This window comes from Streptomyces sp. NPDC005423, assembly GCF_040606415.1.
Lineage (GTDB): Bacteria > Actinomycetota > Actinomycetes > Streptomycetales > Streptomycetaceae > Streptomyces.
Genome location: NZ_JBEXET010000029.1, coordinates 64,311 through 88,336 on the forward strand (window position 1 = coordinate 64,311; position 24,026 = coordinate 88,336).

14 protein-coding genes and 2 pseudogenes are annotated in these 24,026 nt (G+C 69.0%); 6 read left to right on the plus strand and 10 right to left on the minus strand.

Annotated features, from left to right (window positions below):
- The first annotated feature begins 42 nt into the window (after positions 1–42).
- On the plus strand, positions 43–1,641 hold the full coding sequence (locus ABZT12_RS26685; protein ID WP_356389130.1) for an alpha-1,2-mannosidase: 1,599 nt from the start codon (positions 43–45) through the stop codon (positions 1,639–1,641).
- A 159-nt stretch (positions 1,642–1,800) separates the two neighbouring features.
- Here the strand turns inward: ABZT12_RS26685 and ABZT12_RS26690 are convergent, their stop codons facing one another.
- Positions 1,801–3,423 carry a protein kinase gene (locus ABZT12_RS26690; RefSeq protein WP_356389132.1) on the minus strand — a complete coding sequence of 541 codons (1,623 nt, stop codon included), beginning with the start codon at positions 3,421–3,423 and terminating at the stop codon, positions 1,801–1,803.
- Between the two features lie 297 nt (positions 3,424–3,720).
- Positions 3,721–4,161 carry an ATP-binding protein gene (locus ABZT12_RS26695; RefSeq protein ID WP_356389134.1) on the minus strand — a complete coding sequence of 147 codons (441 nt, stop codon included), beginning with the start codon at positions 4,159–4,161 and terminating at the stop codon, positions 3,721–3,723.
- Between the two features lie 208 nt (positions 4,162–4,369).
- Here ABZT12_RS26695 and ABZT12_RS26700 point away from each other — a divergent pair, with 208 nt between their 5' ends.
- Positions 4,370–5,248, plus strand: a complete 879-nt coding sequence (locus tag ABZT12_RS26700) for a helix-turn-helix transcriptional regulator (protein WP_356389136.1) — start codon at positions 4,370–4,372, stop codon at positions 5,246–5,248.
- Positions 5,245–5,436 carry a DUF397 domain-containing protein gene (locus ABZT12_RS26705; RefSeq protein ID WP_356389138.1) on the plus strand — a complete coding sequence of 64 codons (192 nt, stop codon included), beginning with the start codon at positions 5,245–5,247 and terminating at the stop codon, positions 5,434–5,436. The genes ABZT12_RS26700 and ABZT12_RS26705 overlap by 4 nt, the downstream gene beginning before the upstream one ends.
- Before the next feature lie 95 nt (positions 5,437–5,531).
- Here the strand turns inward: ABZT12_RS26705 and ABZT12_RS26710 are convergent, their stop codons facing one another.
- Complete coding sequence (locus ABZT12_RS26710; protein ID WP_356389140.1) at positions 5,532–7,472, minus strand: AfsR/SARP family transcriptional regulator; 1,941 nt, start codon at positions 7,470–7,472, stop codon at positions 5,532–5,534.
- A 113-nt stretch (positions 7,473–7,585) separates the two neighbouring features.
- Between ABZT12_RS26710 and ABZT12_RS26715 the strand changes: the two genes are divergently transcribed.
- Positions 7,586–8,464, plus strand: a complete 879-nt coding sequence (locus ABZT12_RS26715) for an alpha/beta hydrolase (RefSeq protein WP_356389142.1) — start codon at positions 7,586–7,588, stop codon at positions 8,462–8,464.
- Between the two features lie 108 nt (positions 8,465–8,572).
- Here ABZT12_RS26715 and ABZT12_RS26720 read toward each other — a convergent pair whose 3' ends face one another.
- The 5 genes and pseudogenes from ABZT12_RS26720 to ABZT12_RS26740 all read right to left on the minus strand — a co-directional run.
- Complete coding sequence (locus ABZT12_RS26720; RefSeq protein ID WP_356389144.1) at positions 8,573–9,331, minus strand: hypothetical protein; 759 nt, start codon at positions 9,329–9,331, stop codon at positions 8,573–8,575.
- Between the two features lie 7 nt (positions 9,332–9,338).
- On the minus strand, positions 9,339–14,111 hold the full coding sequence (locus tag ABZT12_RS26725; RefSeq protein ID WP_356389146.1) for a putative T7SS-secreted protein: 4,773 nt from the start codon (positions 14,109–14,111) through the stop codon (positions 9,339–9,341).
- A gap of 2 nt (positions 14,112–14,113) precedes the next feature.
- The gene (locus tag ABZT12_RS26730; protein ID WP_356389148.1) at positions 14,114–14,767 is read right to left on the minus strand and encodes a hypothetical protein; all 654 of its coding nucleotides are present in this window, start codon (positions 14,765–14,767) and stop codon (positions 14,114–14,116) included.
- Positions 14,764–15,177: a hypothetical protein gene (locus ABZT12_RS26735; RefSeq protein ID WP_356389150.1), complete on the minus strand. Its 414-nt coding sequence runs from the start codon at positions 15,175–15,177 to the stop codon at positions 14,764–14,766. Before ABZT12_RS26735 ends, ABZT12_RS26730 begins: the two co-directional genes overlap by 4 nt.
- 85 nt (positions 15,178–15,262) lie before the next feature.
- Positions 15,263–15,376 (minus strand): annotated as a pseudogene (locus tag ABZT12_RS26740) (ATP-binding protein); the annotation flags it as partial.
- Between ABZT12_RS26740 and ABZT12_RS26745 the strand changes: the two are divergent.
- Positions 15,374–15,724: pseudogene (locus tag ABZT12_RS26745) on the plus strand (Scr1 family TA system antitoxin-like transcriptional regulator); the annotation flags it as partial. The pseudogenes ABZT12_RS26740 and ABZT12_RS26745 sit on opposite strands and share 3 nt — an antisense overlap.
- Before the next feature lie 492 nt (positions 15,725–16,216).
- A complete protein-coding gene (locus tag ABZT12_RS26750; RefSeq protein ID WP_356389152.1) occupies positions 16,217–16,987 on the plus strand; it encodes a transposase family protein in 771 nt (256 codons plus the stop codon).
- 152 nt (positions 16,988–17,139) lie between these two features.
- On the opposite strand, the gene ABZT12_RS26755 is transcribed toward ABZT12_RS26750, so the two are convergent.
- Both ABZT12_RS26755 and ABZT12_RS26760 read right to left on the minus strand, forming a co-directional pair.
- A complete protein-coding gene (locus ABZT12_RS26755) occupies positions 17,140–17,574 on the minus strand; it encodes an Imm1 family immunity protein (protein ID WP_356389154.1) in 435 nt (144 codons plus the stop codon).
- A complete protein-coding gene (locus ABZT12_RS26760) occupies positions 17,574–23,783 on the minus strand; it encodes an RHS repeat-associated core domain-containing protein (RefSeq protein WP_356389156.1) in 6,210 nt (2,069 codons plus the stop codon). Before ABZT12_RS26760 ends, ABZT12_RS26755 begins: the two co-directional genes overlap by 1 nt.
- Positions 23,784–24,026 lie beyond the last annotated feature (243 nt).

Genomic DNA, 24,026 nt, shown 5'->3' on the forward strand with positions numbered 1-24,026 from the left:
GACCGGTCCCACCGGTGCGCCCCGGACGACGTAAGGACCAGCATGGACGCCGTATTCGCCGACTTCTCCACCGACCCGGCCAGGCTGTCGAACGCCGTGGTCACCCACCACCGTTGCGGGATCGCCCCCTCGCACCTCGCGCTGGGCCCCGGCGGACACATCACGGTGGACTTCACGGTGGGCGAGCGGGAGAAGATCGCCGAGGCCGTCGTCACCGTCACCGTTCTCGGCGCGAGCGCCGCGATGGACGTGCTGCTCAACGGCAAGGCCCTCGCGGAGCGGCTGGCGATCACGGAGGACGGGGCGGGCCGGGAACACAACGACCCGCAGGACACGGTCCTCAGTGTGCCGGGGGAACTCCTGACCGCCGGTGACAACGTTCTCCAGATCCGCAGCCCGGAGGGCGCGGAGGCACTGCTGCGGCTGCGTGCCGTCACCGTGGCCCCCGCACACGACCGGGACCGGGCGGAGCGCGCGATGGCGGCCCGGGGGGCCAACCGGTCCGTCGTCGCCTTCGGCACCGAGGTCCGCGCCCCCGGCTCCACCGCGTGGCAGCCCGCTCCCCGCCTCCTCCTCCACATCGACACCGGCGAGCGCGCGATGCCCGCCCATGTCTCCTGGCGTGGGGCGGACGGCGCGGAGGCGGCGATCGGGCTGCGCGCGGACCTCTCCGGTTTCCTGGGACACCGCAGGACCGCCGACGGCGCGGTCGCCGAGTACCGCGGCACGCTCGCCGACCGGTGGACCTACCCCGAGGGCACGGCCGGGGCCCGGCTGCACCGGTTCTCCACCGAGGAGGGGCGCGAAGGAGCCTGGTCCCCCGCCGGCGAGCTGCGCCTGCTGCTCGACGACGGAGGGGCGCTGGCGGAACGCGTGTCCTGGACCGACCGGCGCGGCAACACCGCCTCGGTCGCCCTGACCTCCGCGAACTCCGCCGGCGCCCCCCAGGTGCGGCAACCCGTCGGGGAGCTCCAGGACATCACTCGTACGGTCACCGAGGTCGAGGCGAGCAACGAGTTCGAGGACGGGGGCGAGGTGGCGAGGAACCTCCTCAACAAGTCCCGGAACAAGTGGCTGGCGTTCGAGGACACCCCCGAGCTGGACTTCACCTTCGCGCAGCCCGCCGCCGTCGCCGCCTACCGGCTGACCTCGGCGAACGACGCCGTCGACCGGGATCCGCAGGACTGGAAGCTGGAGGGGTCGCACGACGGCCGTCACTGGACGCGCCTGGACTCCCGCACCGGCGAACGCTTCCGGGACCGGTACGAGACGAAGGAGTACTCCGTCGCCTCCCCCGCCCCCTACGCCCACTACCGCCTCACCATCGAAGGCAACAACGGCTCCGACCTGACCCAGCTCTCCCGGATCCAGTTCCTCGCCGGCGAGACCCCGGCCGCCGGACCGGTCCACGGTGCCGCCGACTTCACCGGCTACCGCACACCCCGCGCGGGCGACCCCGTCGGATACCGGGGTACGACCGTCCCCGGCCCCTGGTCCGACGCCCCCGGGCAGCGGGAGGGCCAGGAGGCCGGGCAGGCCCTGCGGCAGCTGCTCGCCGGCGACCTGGGCGAGACGGCCCTCGGCCTGGACGACGCCGCCCGCCTCATCGGCAAGCTGGCGGCCTACCTGAAGAACGCCTGAACTCCGTTGCCAGAAAGGCGAGTTGAGTCTGAGAGGGGAACGCTCAACGCGTGCAGGGGGCGCTCGGCGATCTCGTCGACCGGGTGTTCATGATCCTTGAGGACTACTCGGTCGACCCCGGACACGGGCGAGTGTCGGTCGCAGGGCCGGCGCTCGTCGTCAGTGCGCGGTGCCGGTCTGCCACACCACTGTGCTGTCCTGCCGGATGACAACGTTTCCGTCCTGCAACAGGCTGAGGACGGCACCCGGGTGCCCCGCCGAATCGCTGGCCCACACCGGCTTGGCCGCGGCGTCGTAGATCACGAAGTTGCCGTCCTCCTGGAAGAGGGCGCGCAGACCGTCGCCGGAGGTGTCGCTGGCCCAGCGCGCCTTGCCGTTCTCGTCGTAGAGCACCAGGTTGCCGTCCGGCTGCATGAGCAGCCTGGTGCGTCGGGTCTGAAGGGAATCCCCGGCGTTCAGCAGGTGCCGCGCCCGGACGACGAGTACGTCCGGCAGGCGCGCCCCGCTCCCGGTCGTGGCCGACGCCGTCGGACTCGGACTCGACGTGGCCCCTGCCGGAACCTTCGACGCGCCGGTGCGAGCCGAGGCCGTCGACGACTTCCCGGGTGTGGACGCGTGGCTCTCGCTGCCGTTTCCGTGCAGCGCGAGCACCGTCACGGCCACGACGCCCGCTGTCACCACGGCGGAGCCGGCCAGGACGAGCCGCACGGTGCGCCCGCGCCCCGGGGCAGCGCCCGGCACGGGAGCGGCGTGCGGGGGAAGGCCACTCGGAGCCGCCCCGAAGCCGCCCGTGGAGGCGTGCGGGGCGCCCGCCTCGCCGTACGTCATGGGGCTGAACTGTGTCGCCACGACCGTCGCGGGATGTGCGGGGCGTTCGCTCAGCGTGCCCGTGCCGTCGGCCACCGTCGCGGGCGCCCCGGCCACACCCGCGCCCGCGCCCGCGGCGAGGGCGCGCTGGTAGACGGGGTGGTGCACGAGATCGGTGTGGGCCGCGCACATCTCGACGATCTTCTGCGGATCGGGGCGCTGGGCGGGGTCGCGGTGCATGCACGCCGCGATCAGAGCGGCGAGGTCCGCGTCCACGCCCTTCAGGTCGACGTCTTCGTGCACGGACCGGTAGGAGACCGCGGCGATGGGGCCGACACCGTAGGGCGGACGGCCGGTGGCGGCGAAGGCGAGCGTGGCGCCGAGAGCGAAGACGTCGGCGGCGGCCTCGGTCTCACCGTGCGTGAGGGTTTCCGGCGCCATGTAGCCGGGGCTGCCCACCGAGGTGCCGACCTGGGTGAGGACCGGCGAACCGAGGCTCCGCGCGATACCGAAGTCGATCAGCTGGGGACCGGTGGCGGAGAGGATGACGTTGTCCGGCTTGATGTCGCGGTGCCACACGCCATGGACGTGGATGTCGACCAGTCCCTCGGCGAGGGCCGCCAGCAGCACCCGGCACAGATCCGCCGGAAAGGGGCCCGTCGCCGTCACCGCTGTGTGCAGGGTCGGCCCCGGCACGTACTCGGTGGCCAGCCAGTACGGCGACGTGGCCACCTCGGCGTCGATGAGCGTGGCGGTGAACGCGCTGCGTACCGTACGCAGCGTCTCCACCTCGCGCCGGAACCTGCCCAGCACCCCTTCGTCGTTCTGCAGGTGGTCGTTGATCACCTTCACGGCGGCCGGACGCCCGCCCGGCGAGCGGGCGAGGTACACCCGGCCCATGCCGCCCTGCCCGAGTCTGCCTACCAGACGGTACCGACCTATCTGTACCGGATCAGTTCCATCGAGCGGATGCACTGAGCTCGCCTTCTCTAGACTTACGACCCAAGTCGGGGCTGTCGCCGCGGTGTTGTCCCGGCCTGGCGACATCGCACTTGTTCGGCAACGGAGTTGCGGCCGCCGGTCTCCCTTTCCGGGAAGTCCACAGGCTCGCAGGCCCGGTACCGGTGGATGCAACGTCACGATAGATCACTTCGTGGAGCCGGTGCGACCGTCGTCACCGGTTGGTTGCACGACGCGCTGACGCTCGTAACAGCGTTACGGATACGCGGTGTTGACCGGACCGAGCCGTCCCGCACCGTACTGAGCGGCGGATCAGCGCCCGGGTCCGAGGACGCACTCGGCCCAGACCGTCTTGCCGGGGCCGAGGCGGTCCCGTACGCCCCAGTCGGCGGCGAGGGCGTCGACGAGGAGCAGGCCGCGGCCCCCGTCCTCGTCCGGGCCGGGAGCCAGCCGCGCCGGCTGTGCGGGGTGGGTGTCGGTCACCTCGATGCGGACGACGCCCCGGCTCTCCTCGTGGGACAGGAGAAGGGCGAAGTCCCTTCCGGGGACGCGGCCGTGCAGGACCGCGTTCGCGGCGAGTTCGGCGACGACGAGGACGGCCGTGTCGTGTGTGGTGGTGCCGTGCGGGTGTCCCCATTCGGTGAGCTGGTGCGCGGCGAGCAGCCGGGCGAGGCGGGCGCCGCGGCGGGTGGCGGAGAAACGCTGCGCGAACGTACGGACCGACGTGGGGTGTTGGGTGTGGGGGGCTGACATGACCGTCACTGTGCCTGGAGTTGACGGTCCGTCGGCAGGTCCGGCGCTGATACAGATCGCGTTGTACTGGTCGACTCACTGGACCGGGTCGGTCGCTGTACGTGACGATAGGTGTGTCTCGCGTGGCGCAGCGCGCACGGCACACGGTACGGCAGGTGTCCGGGCCCGGCACGAGTACGGTCCGGCGGCACAGGGGAAGGCGGCTGCGATGGCGACGGGCAACGGCGGCGGGGCGGGCGGGAACACCGGGCAGGGCGGGGGCGGCGGCAACTGTGAGCCGGAGCTCTCCGACAGTCTCAAGACCTTCGGCGCGGTCCTCAAGGCCCTGCGGGAGGAAGCCCGCCTGACGCAGGAGCAGTTCGCGCCGCTGGTGCGGTACTCGGTCGCGTACATCGCCAAGATCGAACAGGGCAAACGGTTCCCTCCGCGGGACCTGCTGGACCGGTCGGAGGACGTGCTGGGCGCGGTCGCGGGGCGGGTGCTGGGAGCGGCGGCGAAGAGTCTGACACGGAGGGCGGGGCTGGCGTCGTGGTTCCGGCAGTGGGCGGGGATCGAGGAGGAGGCGATCTCGCTTTACGCGTATGAATGCGCGGTGATTCCAGGACTGCTTCAGCCCGAGCCGTACATTCGCGCCCTCTTCGACCGACGTCTTCCTCCTCTGTCGGAGGAGCAGTTCGAGGAGCAGGTCATGGCTCGGCTCGAACGCCAGCGCCTCCTGACCGAGCGGCCGAACAGCACGTTCAGCTTCATCGTCGAACAAGCGCTCCTGGATCGGCGACTGGCAGGTGCCGAGGTCACCTACGCACTCCTCGGAAACCTCCTGGAAGCAGGCCGTCTCCGGAACGTGGAGATCCAGGTCATGCCTCGAACCCAGGAGGACCACTCCGGCTTCGAGGGCCCTCTGTACCTCGCTGAGACCGGCGAAAATCGTTGGGTGGGCTACGTAGAAGCGCACGACTGCAGCATGCTCGTCACCGACATAAAAGCCGCAAGCGCCATGCTTCAACGCTATGGCAAGATGCGCTCGCAGGCTCTGAGTCATCAAGCCACCGCGAGCCTGCTGGAGCAGATGCGAGGAGCGCTATGAGCACCACCGAACTTGCTTGGTTCAAGAGCAGTTTCAGCGGCGGTGGCGGCGGCAACTGCGTAGAGGTCGCTGTGCGCCCTGAGACCGTCCTCGTCCGCGACTCGAAGGACACCCGGAGGCAGTCCTTGGCCCTCTCGCGCGACGCGTGGTCGGCGTTCACGACGCTGGCGGCCGACTCGCGCGTCTGAACTTCCGCCGGGGCAACGCCAGTTGCCCCGTTCAAGGGGTGCGGGTAGGGCCACAAACGGCGAGCTGAGCCGGACTGTGCTCCAGTCGGGGTGGATCACTGGTCTGCGGCGGCGCACGCTTCGGCTTCCGCGAGGTAGCTCTCCACCGGGCCGAGGGTGAGCATGCCACTGGCGGCGCCGGCGTGCTCGGCACGGGCGTCGCGCAAGGCAACTGCGGCGCGCACGGCGATCTCGGGTTCGTCGAGGCGGACCGCGACGTGAGCGGTGAGGCACCACAGGGCTTCCTGGAGGTGATCGCGGGGTGGTTCGGGTGTGGCGGCAAGGGAGACGCGGGCGTCTTCCACCCGGCCCTGAGCCAGGAGTACGAGTGGCGTCGCCCAGGGCAGGAACGGCCCCCAGTCGAGCTGGGAGTCGGTGGGGGCGGGGCGGTTGTGCAGCAGGCGCAGGCCGAGCAGAGCCAAGGGGAGCAGGCCGCGGCGGAGCCCCGGCATTCCGGCTGTCGCGAGAGCGTCGTCGGCAGCTCGGTATGCCGCCGCAGCGGCCGCGGGGCTCGGGCCGCCGGGTTCGGTGCTGCGGGCGGCGGTGACCCGCGCTCTGAACCATGCGGTCAGGACCGTAACCAGTGGGGACTCGTGGGCGGCGGCAAGCTCTTCCGCGGCGACTGCGTGCACGGACGCGGCCTCGAGGTCGCCGAGAGCGGACGCGGATTGCAGGCGCACGAGTCGGCCCAGAATGGCAAAGGTCGGCAACCCGTGCCGGGTGGACAGCGAGACGAGTTCGGCTCCGATCGTGTCGCGCTGTGGTGCCAGGCCAGGGCGCGCGAAGGACTGCAAGAACACCCCGTTGAGCGCGAACGCCAGCAGCGGGGGGTCGTTGAGGCCACGGGCCAGAGCCTCGGCCTCGTGCGCGTTCTTCAGTGCGGTGTCGCAGGTGTCGCCGCCGCGGCTCTCGACGGCGACGGTGGCCAGTAGCCGGGCTCTGAGGTCGGTGGGGCCGCCTGGCCCGAGCGCGGTGAGGGCGCGCTCGGCAGCCTCCACCACGGCGCGGGACTGCCTGGAATCATCGGCTCGGCTCCAGATGGCGGGTACGTCGTAGGCGCCGATGACCCGCGCGGTCAGAGCGACGTCCCCCGTTTGTTCGGCCGCCTGGATAGCCGCGAGGCGGTCGCGCCGTGAGGAGACCAGGGCATCGCCGCCGACGAGCGCGAGAGTGCGGGCCAGGTCCATCCTCGTGCGCGGACCCAGCCGGGCACCGGTTCCCGACCAGGGACGGGGCGCCGGTTCGCGGGTCGGCTCAAGTGTCGCGGACCTGGTGAGGATGTCCGTCTCCAGACGTTGAAGATCAGGACCAGGGTCGAGCCCGAGCTGTTCCACGAGCATCGTGCGGGCGCGCCGGAGTGTGGCCAGGGCGTCGGCCTGGCGTCCGTCGCGGTAGAGGGCGCGCGCGAGCAGGCCCCAGGCCGGCTCTCGCCAGGGGTGTTCGGCGATATGCGCGCCGAGGTCGGCGACAAGGTCGGCTCCCCTGCCGGAATCGAGGAGGATGCTCGCCCGTAGTTCCACTCCCTGCAATCGCAGTTCCTGGAGCCGGGTTCGCTCCCGCTTGGCCCATGCAGCCTCGGGCAGGTCGGCATAGGCCGGACCGCGCCACGAGGCGAGTGCTTCCCCGAGGTCAACGACGCCTTCGGGACAGTGGCGGGCTTTGGCCAGTGCGTCCTGGAACCGGTCGACGTCCGTGGCCCCGCGGGGCAGGCGCAGCGCGTAGCCGGGTCCCTGCGTGATGAGCACGCGTGGCGGTGTGCGGGGCGGTCGGTCGGGTTCGATGGCGCGACGCAGCGCGGCGACGAAGGTGCGCAGCGCACCCAGGGAGCCGGCCGTCGCCCGCGACCACAGGTCGTCAATGAGGGTGTCGGTGGTGACCATCCGGCCTTCCGCGGCGACCAGGCGCGCGAGTACCTCGCGATGCCGCGGCCCGCCCAGGTCGATCGGGCTGCCGTCGTCACGCCGTGCCTGCACTGTCCCGAGCACATCGATCCGCATACTCCCCATCCTCGGTGCGCGGGCCCTGATCTGCGGTGCCGTACTGATTCGCTGCTCATCGGTGTCATGCACGTTGGAGTGGTCCGCCATCCGGCACTGAGAGAAGGACCGTTGTGACACTCATGATTCCTGGTTTCGAGTACACCCTCCTGCCCGGTTCGGGCAGTGTGAAGCTGTCCGCCGCGATCGGTGGCAGCGGCAGCCCGGTCGTACTGCTGCACGGCTTTCCCCAGACCCACCTGATGTGGCGCCACGTCGCCGAGCAGTTGGCCGCCGAGCACACGGTGGTCTGTCCTGACCTGCGCGGCTACGGGGTGAGCGACAAGCCGGAGGCCGCCGACGAGGATGTCTATTCGAAGCGGACGATGGCCGCTGACATCGTGTCCCTGATGACCGGGCTCGGCCATGAGCAGTTCGCCCTGGTCGGCCACGACCGTGGTGCCCTGGTCGCGTTCCGGGCCGGGCTGGACCACCCGGAGACCATCACGCATCTGGGCATCCTCGACGTCGTGCCGACGCTGGACATGTGGAACGTGCTGCAGGGCGTGTCGGCGGCGGTGGGTTACCACCTGTTTTTGATGGCGCAGCCGGCGGGCCTGCCGGAGAGGATGATCGCCAACAGTGCGGACGCGTTCTTCGGCTCGTTCTTCGACGCCTGGGCCAAGGACCCGGACGCGATTCCGGAGCAGGTGCGCGCCGAGTACCTGCGCGCGAGCGCGGCCGCGGTGGACTCGATCGTCGCCGACTACCGTGCCTCCGCGGGTGTCGACGTCGCCCACGACCGGGCGGACCTTGATGCCGGATCGCAGTTCGCCATGCCTGTCACGGTCATCCAGCAGGACTGGGGAGCCCAGCTCGGCTACGACGCCGCCCAGGTATGGAGGGCTTGGGCTCCGGATCTCGACCACCGTCTGACGAACGCGGGGCACTTCATGGCCGAGGAGGCTCCGTACGAGACCACGGGAGCGATCCGAGACTTGCTGGCACGCTGACCCCACGAAGTGACCCTTGAGCGCCGTTCATGGTCCGACGACCCGTCGAACCCGACCATCACGTCGTGCCCGCAGCCAACCGCTGGGAGCACCGTCACGGCTCCGAGGTCACCGATTCCCGTAGTCCTGCACCGAGTTGCCGATGAGCGAGAGGAGGGCGTCGGCGCGGTGCCGGTCCTCGCGCTGGGCGCGCAGTGCCTCGTCGGCGGCCCGCAGACGGGCCAGGGCGGCCGGCTCGCCGTCCACCAGGTCGTCGACCGTCGGCGTGGTCAGCAGGTCCACGCACTCGGTCAGCAACCGACGGGTCGCAGGCGACGGCGGGCTGGGGTCGGGGTCGGCGTACGTGGTGGTCAGGTACCGTGCGGGATCGGTGAGACGCCAGCCGACGACGGTGGAGTCCTGGACCAGGAGCGCCACGTCGGGGGCGATGCCGACACAGGCCTCCACCGGCTCGTCGAGGACTTCGAGGTCGCGCAGGCAGGTCAGCACGGTGTCCCCGGGAGCGCGGCACAGCACCGTGCACATCTCGTGCCGGAAGTCCCGGACCTCGTCCGCCCGGAGCCCGCCCGGGCGTACCGGCGGCATGACCGGAACGCGGACGGAGGTCTCGGCGGACGCGGAGACGTACGGCATCTGGAGCTCGGCCCCGACCAGCTTCCGGCTGACCGGGTCGAACCGCAGGATGTCAGGCGAGTCCCACAACCAGTCCTGGCTGCCGAATGTGCTCGCGAGGAATCGCTCACGCTCCTTCCCGTCCGCGTACCGCACGACATCCACGGAGTTGCCCGTGAAGCGGGGGGTGAGGGGCAGCGGCTCGTCCGTGACCGTCGCGCGCCAGCCGCCGTCGAAAGACAGTTCCATGGTCATTCGTGCCTCATCTGATCTGCTTCGCCGGTGCGAGGTAGCCGTCCTCGGTGGGAATCCTGCCCTGCACGATGTCCTCGTGAGTCACCGGGGCGCCGGGGTCCGTCGGACTGCCGCCGAGCGCCTTGGCGCCCGACTCGCCCTTGATGCCCGACTCTCCGTAGGCCGTGATGACCTGGCCCTGCTTGGATCCGGGCCCGTAGACCACGGCGATGTCGTCGCCCTTCCGGTAGATGAAGTTCCCTGCCTGACCTGATGACTGGTACACGGCATCGGGCTCCTTGAGGATCTCCAGGACCCGTTCGTCGGTGAAACCGTGGCGCGTGTCCCCGTGGTACTTCGCATGCTTGTTCATCTCACCGTTTCGCGCCCTGCCGGCGACGTCGTCGAGGATCTTGTCGATCCGCTTCTGCGCCTTCTCCTCCCTCGTGTACTGGGGCATCAGCCCCAGCGGGTCGCACCCCGTGTACGGGTTGTCCACGTAGCCGAGAGGATTGGGCGCGGCGGCGAGGCCCAGCGGGTCCGGGGAGGTGTAGCGGCCGGTCTCGGGGTCGTAGTGGCGGAAGAGGTTGTAGTGGAGACCGGTCTCCGGGTCGTAGTACTGGCCGGGGAAGCGGAGCGGGGTGTAGGCGTCGCTGTCCCTGGCCCAGGCGGTGGTGCCCCAGAGGGTGCTGCGGCTGCGCCAGGCGAGGCCGCCCGTCTCGTCGATGAGTTCGGTGGGGGTGCCGATCAGGTCGGTGGCGATGGCGAAGAACCGCCGGTCGATCTCCTGCTGCCGGCTGTCGGCCGTCAGGATGCGCTCGGTCTGGGCGAGGGGGACGACGTCCCGGTGGTCCCAGCTGAGGGCGATCGTGTGCGGGGTGCCGGGCCGGTGGCTGGTCTGCTCGCAGAGGATGAGCCCGTCCCAGGTGAAGCGGACCTCCTCGACCACGCTCTCGCCGTCGGCCGCCAGGCGCTGCTTCGCGGTGCGGCGGCCCAGCGGGTCGTAGCGGTACCGCCACCGGGTCCCGTCGGGGGTGGTGACGCGGGTGAGGCGGTTCTCCGTGTCCCACTCGTAGCGCCAGGTGTCGGGCTTGCGGGACAGCCGGGTCTTCTGGCGCAGGGTGACGCGGCCGAGGGCGTCGTGCTCGAAGCGGACGTCTCCGGCGCGGGTGACCCGGGTGCCGTCGTACGAGCGGGGGCCGGCCGCCTCGCTGCCGGGGTGGCGTCCGGGCCAGGAGGCGGAGGTCTGGTTGCCGGTGTCGTCGTACGCGTACCGCTCGGTCCAGCCCGGGGCGCGCACGGCGGTGACGCGGCCCAGGGGGTCGAGGTCGAAGGTGCGGGTGCCAGAGAGGTGGTCCGCGACGGAGAGCAGGTGCCCGTCGGCGCGGTAGGTGTAGGCACGGCTGTTGACGGAGCGGGCTCCGGCGGTGATGTGCCGCGTGGCGAGCCGGCCGGCCTCGTCCCAGGCCGACGTCACGGTGAGCGCGTCACCGAAGGCGCGGGACAGTTCGCGGCCGGCGGCGTCGTGGGTGAAGTCGACCGGCCGGCCGCCGATGGTCAGCCGTGCGGGGAGCCCGTCCGAGTCGTAGGCGTAGGAGGTGACGTGACCGGTGGGGGTGGTCCGGCGGACGCGCCGGCCCAGGGTGTCGTAGGAGTAGAGCATCGGGCGGCTGTCCACCAGTTCTGTCTTGACCAGCCCGCGGCGGTCGTACTGGTAGCGCAGTTCGCCGTCCGGTCCGACCGCCTCCAGGAGACGGCCCGCCCGGTCGTACGCGTACGTCGTCACCCGCCCGTCGACGGTCTTGCCGAGCACCTGGCCGAGTGGGTCGCGCTCGAAGGAGACGGTGCCGCCGAGGGCGTCGGTCCTGGCGGTGAGGCGGCCTGCGGCGTCCACGCGGTAGCTCAGGGTGCGCCCGTCGAAGTCGGTCTCGGAGACGATGTTGCCGACCGCGTCGTACTCGTACGTCCAGCTCAGGCCCTGCGGGCCGGTGACCCGGGTGAGGCGCAGGTCGGCGTCGTGCTCGAACTCGTAACGGCCGCCGTCGGGACGGGTGGTGGCGAGCGGGAGGTCGAAGTGGGTGTATTCGTGGCGGGTGACGGCTCCGGCGGCGTCGGTGTGGGCCGTGCGGTTGCCCTCGCCGTCGTAGGTCCATGACTCGCTCGTACCGTCCGGGCCGGTGCGGCGGGCGAGCCGGCCGTCCGCGGTCCACTCCAGGCGGGTGACGCCGCCGGTCGGGCCGGTCACCCGGACCGGGCGGCCGAGCCCGTCCCGCTCGGTGCGGGTGGTGGCGCCGGACGGGTCGGTCACCGCCACGGTCCGCCCCGCCGCGTCGCACATCACGCGGGTGGTGTTCCCGAGGGCGTCGGTGACCGAGGTGGGGCGGCCCCCGTCGTCGTAGGCGATGCGGGTGGTGTGTCCGGCCGGGTCGGTGTACGCGGTGCGGTTGCCGCGCTCGTCGTAGGTGTACGCGGAGCGGGCGCCGTCCGGCCCGACGACCTCCGCCGGCAGCCCGAACGGGCCGCGCAGGACGCGCAGTTCGGAGCCGTCCGGGCGGACGGCCCCGATCAGCCGGCCCTCGTCGTCGTAGCGGAAGCTGTTCGTGGCGCCGAGCGGGTCGGTGCGGGACAGCAGGTTGCCGCTCGCGTCGTAGCGGAAGCGGGTGGTGTGGCCGAGGGCGTCCGTGGTGGCCAGGATCCGGCAGCGCGGGCCGATCAGGTGCCGGGTGGGCCGGCCGTCGGCGGTGGTGAGCGTGGTGGTGCGGTGGCCGGTCTCGGGGTCGGGTTCGGTGTACGTCAGGGTGATCTGGACGTGGCCGGCCTCGCCGCCCTCGGCGACGACCCGGTCCCGGTCGTCGTAGACGTAGTCGTAGCGGCGGTTGTTGGAGTCGATCCAGGCGATGACGCGGTGGCGTTCGTCGTAGTGGAAGGCGGTGGCGGCACCGGAGGGGCGGGTGACGGTGGTGAGGTCGCCGGTCTCGTCGTCGTAGTCGTAGCGCACCAGCGGCAGGTCCGCGCCGTCCTCCCCGCCGCCCGCCAGGGAGAGCGCGGTCACCCGCCCCTCGGCGGTCGTCAGCCGGACCTGGTGGCCCGCGGAGTGGACGAGGGCCAGGGGCAGCCCGTCGTCCGCCCGGTCCACCGTGACGGTGTGGCCGCCCCGTTCGCCGGTGCCGGACAGCCAGGCGGTGCCGTCGCCGCCGGGTTCGGCGCCGGGCGGGGCGGTGAAGTGGCGGACGAGGCCCGAGCCGGGGTCGGTCAGGGCGTAGTCGCCGTCGGCGTCGCGGGCCAGCAGGGTACGACCGCTGCCGGAGTCCGGCCGGGTGGGGTCGCCGGGGACCGGGTGCGGGTAAGTGATCAGGAGGCCGTCGGCGGTGGCGTGGACGACGCCGATCGCGTCGATCTCCAGCCGCTCGTCGAGCGTGGACGTCCAGGACGGGCCCAGGAAGCGGCCGGTCGCGAGGCCCGACTCGGTGCGCCGGGTGAAGACCAGCGGCAGGATGCCGGGGATCTCCACGTCGGTCTGGGGCAGGAACATCCGGCCGGTGGCGAGGTCCACCGGGTCGGAGCCGTCGGTGAGGCGCTCCCCGTCCGGGCGCTTGTGGGTCCCTTCCTCGACGTCGTCGACGAGCCTGCGCACCTTCGAGGCGTCGGAGGCGTCCTCGGCGATGCGCACGCCCTTCACCGCGGCGCCACCGCCGTCGGTGGCCACGGTCAGCACGATGTCGGGGATCAGCCGGCCGAAGCCCTCGGCCGGGTCCTTCATGAAGTCCTCGACCATCTTGCTGCCGGTGCCGACGGGGTCGTTGGCCGCTACGACGATGCCCGCGGCGAGGCTGTCGAGCGAGGTCAGGTACTCGGCCGGGTGCGTGATGTTGTACGGGTCCATGGGGTCGACCGACCGGACGAAGTTCACGATGCCGGCCGTGCCCTTGATGAGACCGCCGCCGACGTGGTCCTGCATGATCTGCAGTTCCTCGTAGCCGTCGCGCAGTTGCTCGGCGTACGACGGCTTCCTCGGCGCCATGTCGCGGGCGGCGCGGACCGCCGAACTCGCCGTCTGCGCAGCGGAGTTCCGCTGCCTGCGGGCCTCGGCGAGGAGGTCCTGCGCCTCCTTCATCAGCTTCTTGCCCGGGTCGTCGAAGGTCTCGGCGGGGCGTGGCGGAAGGGACGAGGGATCACGCCGGTCGGCGGGCTGGGCGTTGTACCGGTCGACGGCCTTGTTGTAGTCGTCGACCTTCGTGCGGTGGGCGTCGGCGGCGTCTTCGGACGCCTTGGTGCCGGCCTTCCATGTGTCGATCGCCGTCTGCGCCTGGCCCTGGGCCCAGGTGACCGTGTCGGCGAACGATTCCAGCGCGCTGATCGCCTTGACGCAGGCGTCACCCGCCGTGTACCACCTGTGCGGCTGCTTGCCCACAGCGGTGCGCAGCGCGTCGGCCGCCTCACCCTTGAGCCGGGAGGAGTCGAGACCCCTGAGACCGTCGCCGGTCTCGTTGAAGGCCGACTCAAAGGCACGGAGCTTCGCGGCGACGGCGTTGATCTTGCTCGGGCTGCCGTAGATCAGCTTGGTCTTGTCCTCGGTCTGCCCGAGGTCCATCTCGTCGACCTCGGCGCCCAGCCGGTTGGCGACCGAACGGGACTGCTCGCGCACCCAGTCCGCGCCGGAGTCCCAGCCGACGTCCTGCAACCGGTCGGCGGTCCAGTCGCCCGCGTCCTCGACCCGGTCGCCGACCCACTCGGTGCCGTGCTCGACCGCGTCCTCCACCGAGTCGGGAGTGATGTCGCTGATGAAGTCGCCTATGCCCACGGTCAGTTCCCCCCGGAATCGCCCTGCTGCCGCTGCTCGGCGCGCTCCTGCGGTGACGGCCCGAACGTGTCGTCCAGCGCCTGGTCGAAGTCGTCGTCGGAGACGCCGAGCGCCTGGTTGAGCAGCTGCGACTCACGGCCGCCCTGGCCCTCTGTGAGGAGGGACCGGCCGGTGTCCTTCCAGGTCTGCTCCGCGTCCTGGCCGGCCTTGTCGAACGACTCGGCGCTCCAGTCGGGGTGCAGGGCATCCGGGGTGAAGATGTCGCCCCAGCCCTGCCGGGCGATCTCGTCCTCGCTCGCGTGCGGGTCGCCGCCGAACAGGGAGTTGGCGCCGACCTTCAGCGAGCCGGCGACGTACTGGTCCTCCTCCCACAGCGTGCCCGCCGCGAGACCGAGCCGGTTCGAGAGCTCACTGGCATCCCGCACCAGCGCGCGCACGCCCCACTCCCAGCGCTCGCAGAAGTCCTCGAAGTCGACCGCGAGGCCATGGTGGCCGGCCTCCATCCCGGTCATCGCCAGCTCGGAGAAGCCCTTGCCGAGCACCGAGCCGGTGGGGCCGCCGAGTTCACCGAGCTGCTCGATGGTGGCGCCCACGCCATGGGTGAACTTGGCGACGGACGCCTTGTCGAGCTGGAGGTCCGCTCCGTCGCCGCTCATGAACTCGCCTGCCGCACACGGCCGGTGTCGACGGCGACCGCGTCGGGGACGATGCCGGCGACCGGCGGGAAGAACATCGCCCCGTACTCGGTGGCGATGTCGACGGCGAGACCGGCGGGCTCGCCCAGGGTCGGCACGATCTCGTCGACGATGCGCGCGCCCAGCAAGGCCGCGTACTCCCACTGCCGCTCCCCGAGTCCGCGATGCAGGGCGAACCGGGCCAGCGCGACCTCGTCGGTGAACCCACAGATCCACCGCACCCCGCCCGAACGCACCGACCACAGCCCCCCGTCGGCCACCGGCACCAGCAGAAGCGAACGCCGCATCTCACCGACCAGAGCGCGCGGATCATGACCGCCTTGCCTTCGCTCCGCGATGCGCTCGGCGAGCGCCCCCTTCGACTGCTGCACGGTTCCTCCCCGCGGTAGGTGACTGATGGCCTCCAAGGCAGGACGCGCGGAGGTGCGCCGGTGGTTCGCCCAACCTGGTGAGACGTCAGGAGAACACACATTCCGCCCAGACGGTCTTGCCCGGCCCTCCAGGCCGGAGGTGCCAGCCCCAGCGGGTGACGAGCGCGGCGACCAGCAGCAGCCCTCGGCCGCTGGTGTCGTCCGCCTGGCCCGGCAGGACATCTTCAGCCGCTGGCCCGCGCCGCTACTGAGCTTCGTGCTCGAAGAGGCGGCATTGCGACACCCCTGGGGAGGAAAGACAGTGCACCGGGGTCAGTTGGAACAGCTGCTTCTGATTGGCGAGAAGCAGAACGTCGAAATGCAGGTCATGCCGACAGACCGCGAGTGCAACGCTGGCGTTGATGGCGCGTTCACGGTGATCACACGCAAGGACGGAATGCGGTTCGCCAGTAAGGGAGTTGTACACATCCGTGACTCCAAGACCGTGACCGGACCCGTCATCCATGTGTCACGTGAGGCGTGGTCCGGGTTCGTCGGGGAGACGTGACGGTCGGTTGGCGGCGTGCGTGAGCCCTGCCGTCCTTGACGGGACGGCAGGGCTCACACTCGACGTACGAGTAGCCGCTGCTCTCAAAACCGCAGGTCAGGCGCCCTTCCCCACCGGCTCCAGGATCGCCACGCACTCCACGTGATGCGTCATCGGAAAGGTGTCGGCCTGCGCAAGCCACGTAAAAGTGCAGGTCAGAGCCAGCATGTCGGCTCGCTGTCCCGAGTACGGGCGCCCGGAGCGTCAAACGAGCGTCATGACCAACAGCGATACTCGTCGGCCACTCCTGCCCGCGAGGCCCTGGAAGGGGTGTACCTGGTCGCGACCCTGTGGGTGCTGAGCGAGCGTGTTCGCCCGGCAACAGTCCTGCGCGCGGTCTATGCCGCCTGCCGACGGGCACTGCGTATGCGGCGAGCCCACGGAGGTAGCAGAGGACTGCCGAGCAAGCCTAAAGCGCGTTGCAGAAGGCCGTGATCAGGGCATTTCCCTTGTATGCGTGGGGTGTTGAGGGTTGAGCCGTTGTGGGTGGAGACGTTCACGGGGCTGCGGATGACGCAGTTCGAGCGGTTGCTGAAGGTGGTGCGGGAGCGGGGTGGCGATGGGCCGCGGATCGGGCGGCCATGGTGTCTGCCGCTTGCCAATCGGGTGCTGATGGTGGCGGTCTACTACCGGACCAACCTGACCATGCGGCAGCTCGCGCCGCTGTTCGGGGTCTCGCCGGCGACGGTGTGCCGGGTCATCCAGCGGCTTGGGCCGCTGCTCGCGATCGCACCGGTCTCGCGTCCGGCCGATGCCACGGACCGGTTGTGGATCGTCGACGGCACGCTGGTCCCGGTCCGTGACCGCAAGGTCGGCGCCTCGAGCCGCAACTACCGGTTCTCGGCGAACGTGCAGGTCATCATCGACGCCGACCCCCGCCTCGTCGTGGCCACCGCCCGCCCAGCCCCGGGCAACAAGGCCGATGCCCATGTCTGGCGCAGCTCCGGTCTGCCGGAGCAGTGCCAGGGAGTCACGGTGCTCGGCGACGGTGCCTACATCAACACCGGCTTGGTCGTCCCGCACCGCAAACGGCCCGGCCGGCCCCTGTTGGCCGGCGAGGAAGCCGACAACAAGGAGCATCGCCGGGTCCGCGCGCGGGTCGAGCATGCGATCGGCCGGCTGAAGAACTACAAGATCCTCCGCGACTGCCGGCAGCACGGTGACGGCCTCCACCATGCGGTCCAGGCCGTCGCCCACATGCACAACCTCGCCACCGCCGCGTGATCAGAACAACCGCACCCGCATCCTGACCTGCAAAATCACGGCCTTCTGCAACGCGCTTTAGGCCAAAGTCTTGCTCGTGACGCATCGATCACCCGAAATGCCTACCTGACGTGTCCCGCATGTCGCTGTGCATATTGAACCTCTTGGAAAATTCACCAGAATTCCGGCACCTGCCACTCAACACACTTCGGGCGCCGCCCCTCAGAAGTCAGAAACTCCTTGACCGCTTCACACACGAGTTCGACGGGGATTTCCGAGCGATCAGGAAATTCGGTTGGGTTCCCCACAAGAAAATAGGAAACCTCACCTCGCCCATTCGGTGCACCTAGCGACACCACGTTGCCGTCGGCATCCATGAATTCCAGAACACCAACTCGACGATCTTTGTCCACCCCTACCAAAAGTTCATGGTCGGGAAACCCTGAAGGCAGAAGTTGCCGATTCAATGAATGCAGTTCTGCCAAATTATGGAATGCCGGAGCGGCAAGAAGGGACTCGATAAGCGCGTCAACATCCTCAACGCTACCAAGTACGGGGCGATTCCCGGCGTGCTCCTTGCGGTAGTACGCCTCCACCCGATTCTGCATTAAGGGGCACCTCCATACGATCGCGACTCCCAGCCGCCGTTTCCATCGGGCCAGTGTACCGTAAGCTGCTTTTTGTTGCCGAGGATGGTACCGAGCACATCATCACATCCCAATCTCTGCGCGCACGGCCCGGAAGGGTTGTTTATATAGAGGTCTGCCTTCGCGATCTTATCGCGCAGCATTACGGCGGCGAATTTCTGTTCGGCGTCACTGGCGCGACTTGAAGTGGCTCTCCCCGGCAACACACCCTTGTCCTGCAGCCTCTGATTGACTATGTTGATCAAATCGGCGTCAGCCTTCTTATTCCCGCTTACCACATCGTAGGCTTTACCGTCCTGAGTGACGCCAAGTCCTGACGTAGGCCCGCCCTCTGCGAAACCCGGCAGCGGGGCCGGCTCACCAGGCTCGCCGAATCCACCCTCTTCCCCCAGGGGCCCCATCTGGAACGTCCCTGTGAGGGGTTGACACGGCGCAAGTGCGCCCTTGCCACTACCACCCGAACAAGTGGGATTCAGGAACTTCCAATACTCCTTGAGCGCCTTCTTTATTTTTGCCAGGAAAGGGGTGACATTCCGAGACTTGGGGGCGTTCCCCATATCTCCGTAGTAAGGGGAAGGAGCCGAGCAAGCAGAGAGTGGCCAGCAGCTATTCGAACTCTCGTGTGTTGTACCCCAGCTCGTGTTGTAGTGAGTCCGGCCGCATGAGCCGTTGTGGCAGTAGCCTTCACTGTTGTATCCAGGATCGACCGGCCCATCGTTGATGACACCACTCGAACCGCCCACCACATTGCCCTTGGGCGTCCCCACACCGCAGATGTCCGCCATGCACAGACCGGTGGGGTCACTTTCACCGATGGGATTGTCGCCCGCGTAGGTGTATCCACCGAGTTCTTGTGGGCTGGTGGCTTCGAAGATGGGGTCGAGGCTGATGAAGCGGCCGATAGTGGGGTCGTATTCGCGGGCTCCGATGTCGGTGAGGCCCGTGGTGGTGTCGGTGGTCTTGTTGAGGAAGGTGCGGTTGTCGGGCCAGCTGGTGGTTGTGCCGCGAGGGTTGCCGTAGGGGTCGAACTGGCGCCAGGTGGGGGTCTGGGCGGTGGAGTCGAGGTAGAGGCTGTTGGTTCCGTGCTGGTCGGCGGCGAGTTCGAAGCCGTAGTTGGTGCCGGTGCCGGTGCGAACGATGGTGGTGCCGTCGGGGGCGTTGTAGTAGCGCACACCGGTGGCGGTGCCGGCGGAATCGTCGAGGGTGATCTGTTCGCTGCCGAGATAGAGAGTGGTGGTGGCGGGGTCGATCTGCAGCAGGAGGCTGCCGTCGGCGTCGTAGATGTAGCTCGTGGCGGTGCCGGTGGTGCTGTTGGAGACGCTGGTCAGCTGTTCGGTGTTGTTCCAGAGGAGGGTCTGGTCGCCGGTGCTGGTGTTGCGGGTCTGGGTGTTGCCTGCGGCGTCGTAGGTGTAGCTGGTCGAGCCGGTCGTGCCGCCCGTGGTGGTGGTGCCGGTCATCGTGTTGGGCTGGCTGCTGGACCAGCCGCTGGTGGTGAGGGTGTCACTTCCGGTGCCGGAGACGGTGTGCTGGGTCTGGGTGAGCCGGTTGCCGATGTCGTCGTAGGACCAGCTGGTCCAGTAGGTACCGCCGGTGATGCCGTCTCCGACAGTGCTGTGGTTACTGCTGGTGGGGGTGGTGTTGCAGGTGTCGGTGGCGGTTGAGGCGGTGGTCCAGGCCGTGGTGAGGCGGTCGAGGGTGTCGTAGGTGTAGCACTGGGTTTCGGCCGCGCTGCTCGAGCCGGAGCGGGTCTCGGTCTGGTGGGTGATGTTTCCGGAAAGGTCGTAGGTGTATGCGGTCTCGTCGATGGTGGCGGGGGTGGTGGTGGAGCGGGTGGCGAGTTGGTCCGTCAGGTCCCCGGTGTGTGCGTCGTAGGCGTCCGTGACAGTGGCGTAGGAGGTGGAGGAGCCGAGCTGGACCTGGGCGACCTGGTTATAGGCGCTGTAGGTGGTGCCTTGGACATAACCGTAGGAGGTGGTGGCCAGGCCGTAGGGCTGGCTGTCGTTGTTGTAGGTGTGGGTGACGGTCTCGGCTGGCAGCCCACCGCCGGAGCCGTAGGCATCGGTCCACAGCAGCCCGTTGACGCTGGTGTAGGTGTGGGTGATCTTCCAGGTCTTGCCGAGGACCGATCCCTGTGCGCCCAGGGGAACGATCGTCTCTTCGCCCAGGGACTCGCCGAAGACGTTGAAGTTCACCGCCTGCTGTACGTAGGCGTAGCCGCCGCTGTAGGAGGTGGCTGTGGTGACGTGCCCGACCGGGTAGGTCATGCCGGAGATCGCGGTGTTGGAGTTGTCGTAGACCCAGGCTGCGGTCTGGTTGCCCGGTGAGCTGGTGGAGGCGTAGGCGGCCTGGCCGGCGGTGGCGGCGGCGTACTGGCCGGTCTTACGGTCGAGTGCGTCGTAGGTGTAGGAGACGTACTGGCCGCGGGCGTCCTGGGCCTGCAGCAGGTTGCCGTCCGCGTCGTAGGTCATGGCGGAGGTGTTGCCAGCCGTGGGGTCGGTCTTGGAGATCACCTCGCCGGCCAGGTCGTAAGTGCTGGTCCACACCTGGTTCTTGGCGTCGGTGGTGGTGGACTGCTGGTTGTGGCCGTCGAATCCGTAGGTGGTCGCGGTGCTGGTGCCCCCGGTGAGGTAGAAGATTCCGGTGGCGGGGTTCAGTGGCGTGGTCAGCGTGGGTGCGACGGTGTACTCGTCGAGTTCGCTGGTGCGGCCGGCCGGGTCGGTGCGCGTGGTCTTCGTGACCCCGCCATCGGGCGGGATGACGGTGGTGGTGTCGCCGTTGTAGACCGTGGTCGTGGTGGAGACGGGCACCGCGTTCTTCTCGGAGACGTCGTAGACCTGCCGGCCGAGACCGTCGTAGGTGAACACGTCCTGCTCGGCGACCTGGTTGTCGGCCACCGACTTCAGTCCGAGTGTCGGTGTTGTGGTGGAGTCCCAGTAGTCGGTGTTCTTCTTCGCCGTCCAGCCGCGCGAGTCGTAGAGAGTGTCGTCGATCAGACGGCCGCCCTGCGGCGTGTAGGTCTGGGTCTGGCGGGTGCGGCCGAGGGAGTCCTCAATGCTGACCGAGGTGAGGTAGCCGCTGTTGTCGTTGAGGGTGTTGGTCACCACGCCCGAGAGGGAGGTGTTGGACAGGGTGTAGGCGTAGGTGAGGTTCGCCAGTGCGGTGGTGGCGCGCGAGTCCTTCCACACCGACGTGGCGCGCCCCAACGCGTCGTACTGAAAGGTTGTCACCACGTGGTTGGCGTCTGTGGCAGTCAGCGTGAGCCCGCGTTCCGGGTCGAATGTCGAGCTGCTTGTGTGGGCGACCCCGCTGACGCTGGGTTCGGTAATGGTCTGCCCAGTGGTCAGGGAGGCGGAGTTGACCGTGTAGGTAGTCGTGGTGGTGTTGCCGTTGCCGGTGGTGATGCTGGCCAGGCGGTGGTAGGTGCTGTCGTAGGTGTTCTTCGCGGTGGTGCGCCAGGTGAAGGCGCCCGAACCGTAGTCGGTGGCCTTGCGGGTCATCGTGACCAGGCCCGTGGTTGGGGCGGCGGCCTGCGGGAAGGCGGTGGAGAAGGTGGGGTCGTCGTAGAAGGTCCGGGTGGCGGAGACCACCTGGTCGGGACGGTTGACGCTGGTGGGTGCGCCGAGGGTGTTCAGTCCGTTGGGGACAGAGGCGATGGAGCCTTCGCTGAAGCCCGAGCAAGCGACCGAGTCCACTTCGGTGCCGGAGACGAGGCCGATGATGTTGGCGGTGGTGTTGGCCGGTGCGTATGTGGTGGCGGTGCACTGGTCGTAGGCTGTGTTGGCCGGCACGGTGTGCGTGTAGGTGTAGGTCGGCAGGCCGAAGTCGTCGTCGGAGCGGGTGGCGTCGTAGGTGGTGTCGGTCTCGTTGTAGCGCCAGCTGGTGGTGCCGTCGTCGGTCAGCCGCTGCCGGGTCCACGCCTCGGCGGTGCTCGTAGCGTTGGCGGTCAGGTCCGGCAGCCCGGAGCGGGCGCGGGTCGCTGTAGCCGCGGAGATCCAGTACGAGGTGATGGTGGAGTGATCGACGCCTCCACCGTTGCCAAGGTGGGAGGTGGACTCCATTATCTGCCCGCTGAGTTGAGCGGAGTCGGTGTGGCTGCCGCCCTGCGAGTCGGTCAGCGACACACTGCGGTTCGAGGTGGATGAGAGCCGGTCACCGTCCATGCCCTGGTAGTAGGAGTCGACCTGCTTGGTCTGGGCGTCGCCGGAGCCGTTGCCGGTGGTGGTGGTCACCTGCTGGTAGCCGCGCCACTGTCCGTAGGTGCGGTACTTGGCCTTAACGTGTTCGTCGTCGTCGTAGTGCCAGGCCGCGCCAGAGTAGGAGTAATCGCTCTCCTTCGTCGCCGAGCCGCCGGTGGTGTCGGTCTCCAGGACTTCTTGCACTGCGTATTTGTTGAACCAGTCCAGCATCGGGCTGATGTAGCCGCTGGGCGTCCAGTACTCCGGGAAACAGGACGCGGTGTTCGAAGACGGTGTGGCCGAGGTCGAACAGGCGGTAGGCAGTGTGTAGGAGATCCCGGTCACTCCACCGAGTTCGTTGGTGATCGCAGTGATGCGGTAGCGGAACAAGCCGGGATAGGTGGAGGTACTGACGCGGTTCTCCAGCGCCGAGCCGGTGAACTTCACCGCCGGCATGTTGATCGACGAGGTGGAGCCGCCTGCAGTGAGGTCTGACCCGGTGCGCTGGATAGAGGAGAGCCACAGCGTCGCGCTGGTCGCATCACCTGTCGACGGTTCGGTCTGCGTCAGGGCGTAGGAGTCGACCGTCGCGTACGCAGTGGAGGAGACCGAGTACTGCTGCGTGGTGATCGAGTTCAGGCGGACAGTGGAGTAGAACGACGGTCCGTAGGCACTGCAGGTGGCTCCGGAGGCGCAGGTCAGGTCGTAGGGCACGTCGGGGTAGTACGAGGCGTTGGAGGAGGTTTCCGAGCTGCCGCAGTTGGTGCTTGTGGAGGTGCAGCGGACCGAGGTGCTATAGACGATCTTGTCGGGCACGGTGCCATAGGGGCCGGTGGCGGTGGTGAAGCCGTAGTCGATGTGCGCGAGGTAGGAGTCGCGCACATACTTGACTTCGGAGGCTCCGTTGTAGGCGCCGTAGTAGTTGGTGTCCTGCTTGTAGTAGTACGCCATCGCGTCGCCGGTGGGGGTGGTGACGTAGTCCAGGTGCCACTTGTAGGCCATGGTGCAGTAGCTGCTCGTGGCCGTGGAGTTGTAGCAGGGGTCACTGGAGTGCGCGGAGTACACGCGCTCGGAGTCCACCGAGTTCGTCGTGTCGTTGCCTGAGGCCCAGCCGGGCAGCTCGTTGCGGCCGAAGTAGTACTTGGTGCCGTCCCGCTCCGTGATGACCCAGTACGACGTGTCGTAGGTACCTGATCCGTTCGACGAACTGGTCACCTTCGTGACCGTCGCACCGTTGTCATTGGACAGCTTGTAGGTCGACGTGTCCTTGTCGTAGACGATGGACGTCGAGGACCCGTTCAGGGACATCGTCAGGATCGGGCCGTCGTAGCACTCATCCGATGTGGTCACCGAACCGGTGCTGCCCTCCGGGGAGTCGGAGCAGGGCGTGAATTCCTGCTCCACGAGGGAGTCCTGGGTGGTCCATCCATCACCCACCCACGACGCCTGGGCCTGGGTATTCGCCGTCTTGCCGTCGACACTGCCAGAGTCATAAGACAACGATGCGTCCGGCGCCAACGAGGTCGAGGCCGCGGGCGAGTTCACCTTGTAGGTGTAGGTGAAATCGCCCGAAGAGCCCGACTGGCCCCATGAGCCAGCGGACGACAGGGTCGAGGCGTAGTTTCCTCCGGCCCCGCCTTCCTGCCCGGTGGAGTCGGTGGCCGCGATCACGGTGGCCGCGCCGGAGGCCGAGGCTGTCTGCGCCGTCGCGGACTTGGAGGCCGCACCGGTGTAGACAGCCGAAGACGCCGATCCAGCCGCAGCCTGACTGACGCTGGTGGAGGCGGCGCTCTTGACTGAGCCGGTGCTGCCGAGCGTGAGGTCTGCGGATACGGCTGTGTTGTTGGGGTCGTTCAGGGATGTCAGGGGTGTCTGCTTGCGGCACTGGGCGAGTTGAGGGGTTGTGAGCGCGCAGGCGGGCAGTGTCACCAGTCGCAGCCGGGAGGCGTAGTTGCCGCCGACGGCCTGGCTGAACGCCCCGTAGTCCAGGCCCACTTTCACTCGACCCGAGGCAGATGCACCGGCACCGGCGCTCTGGCTGGTGGCGAGGGACCAGACCGGGCCGGACACACCCAGCCGGGTGGACAGGGTCCGCGACTGTACCGAGACCCCCAGCGTGGTCGGGCCCGTATAGGTGCCCTTGCTGGGTGCTACGGCCTGTGCCCAGACCGGTGTTCCCGACGCGGTGGCCTTGGAGCCCGTGGTCGCCGAGTGCTTCGGCGCCGCGAGTTTCAGAGT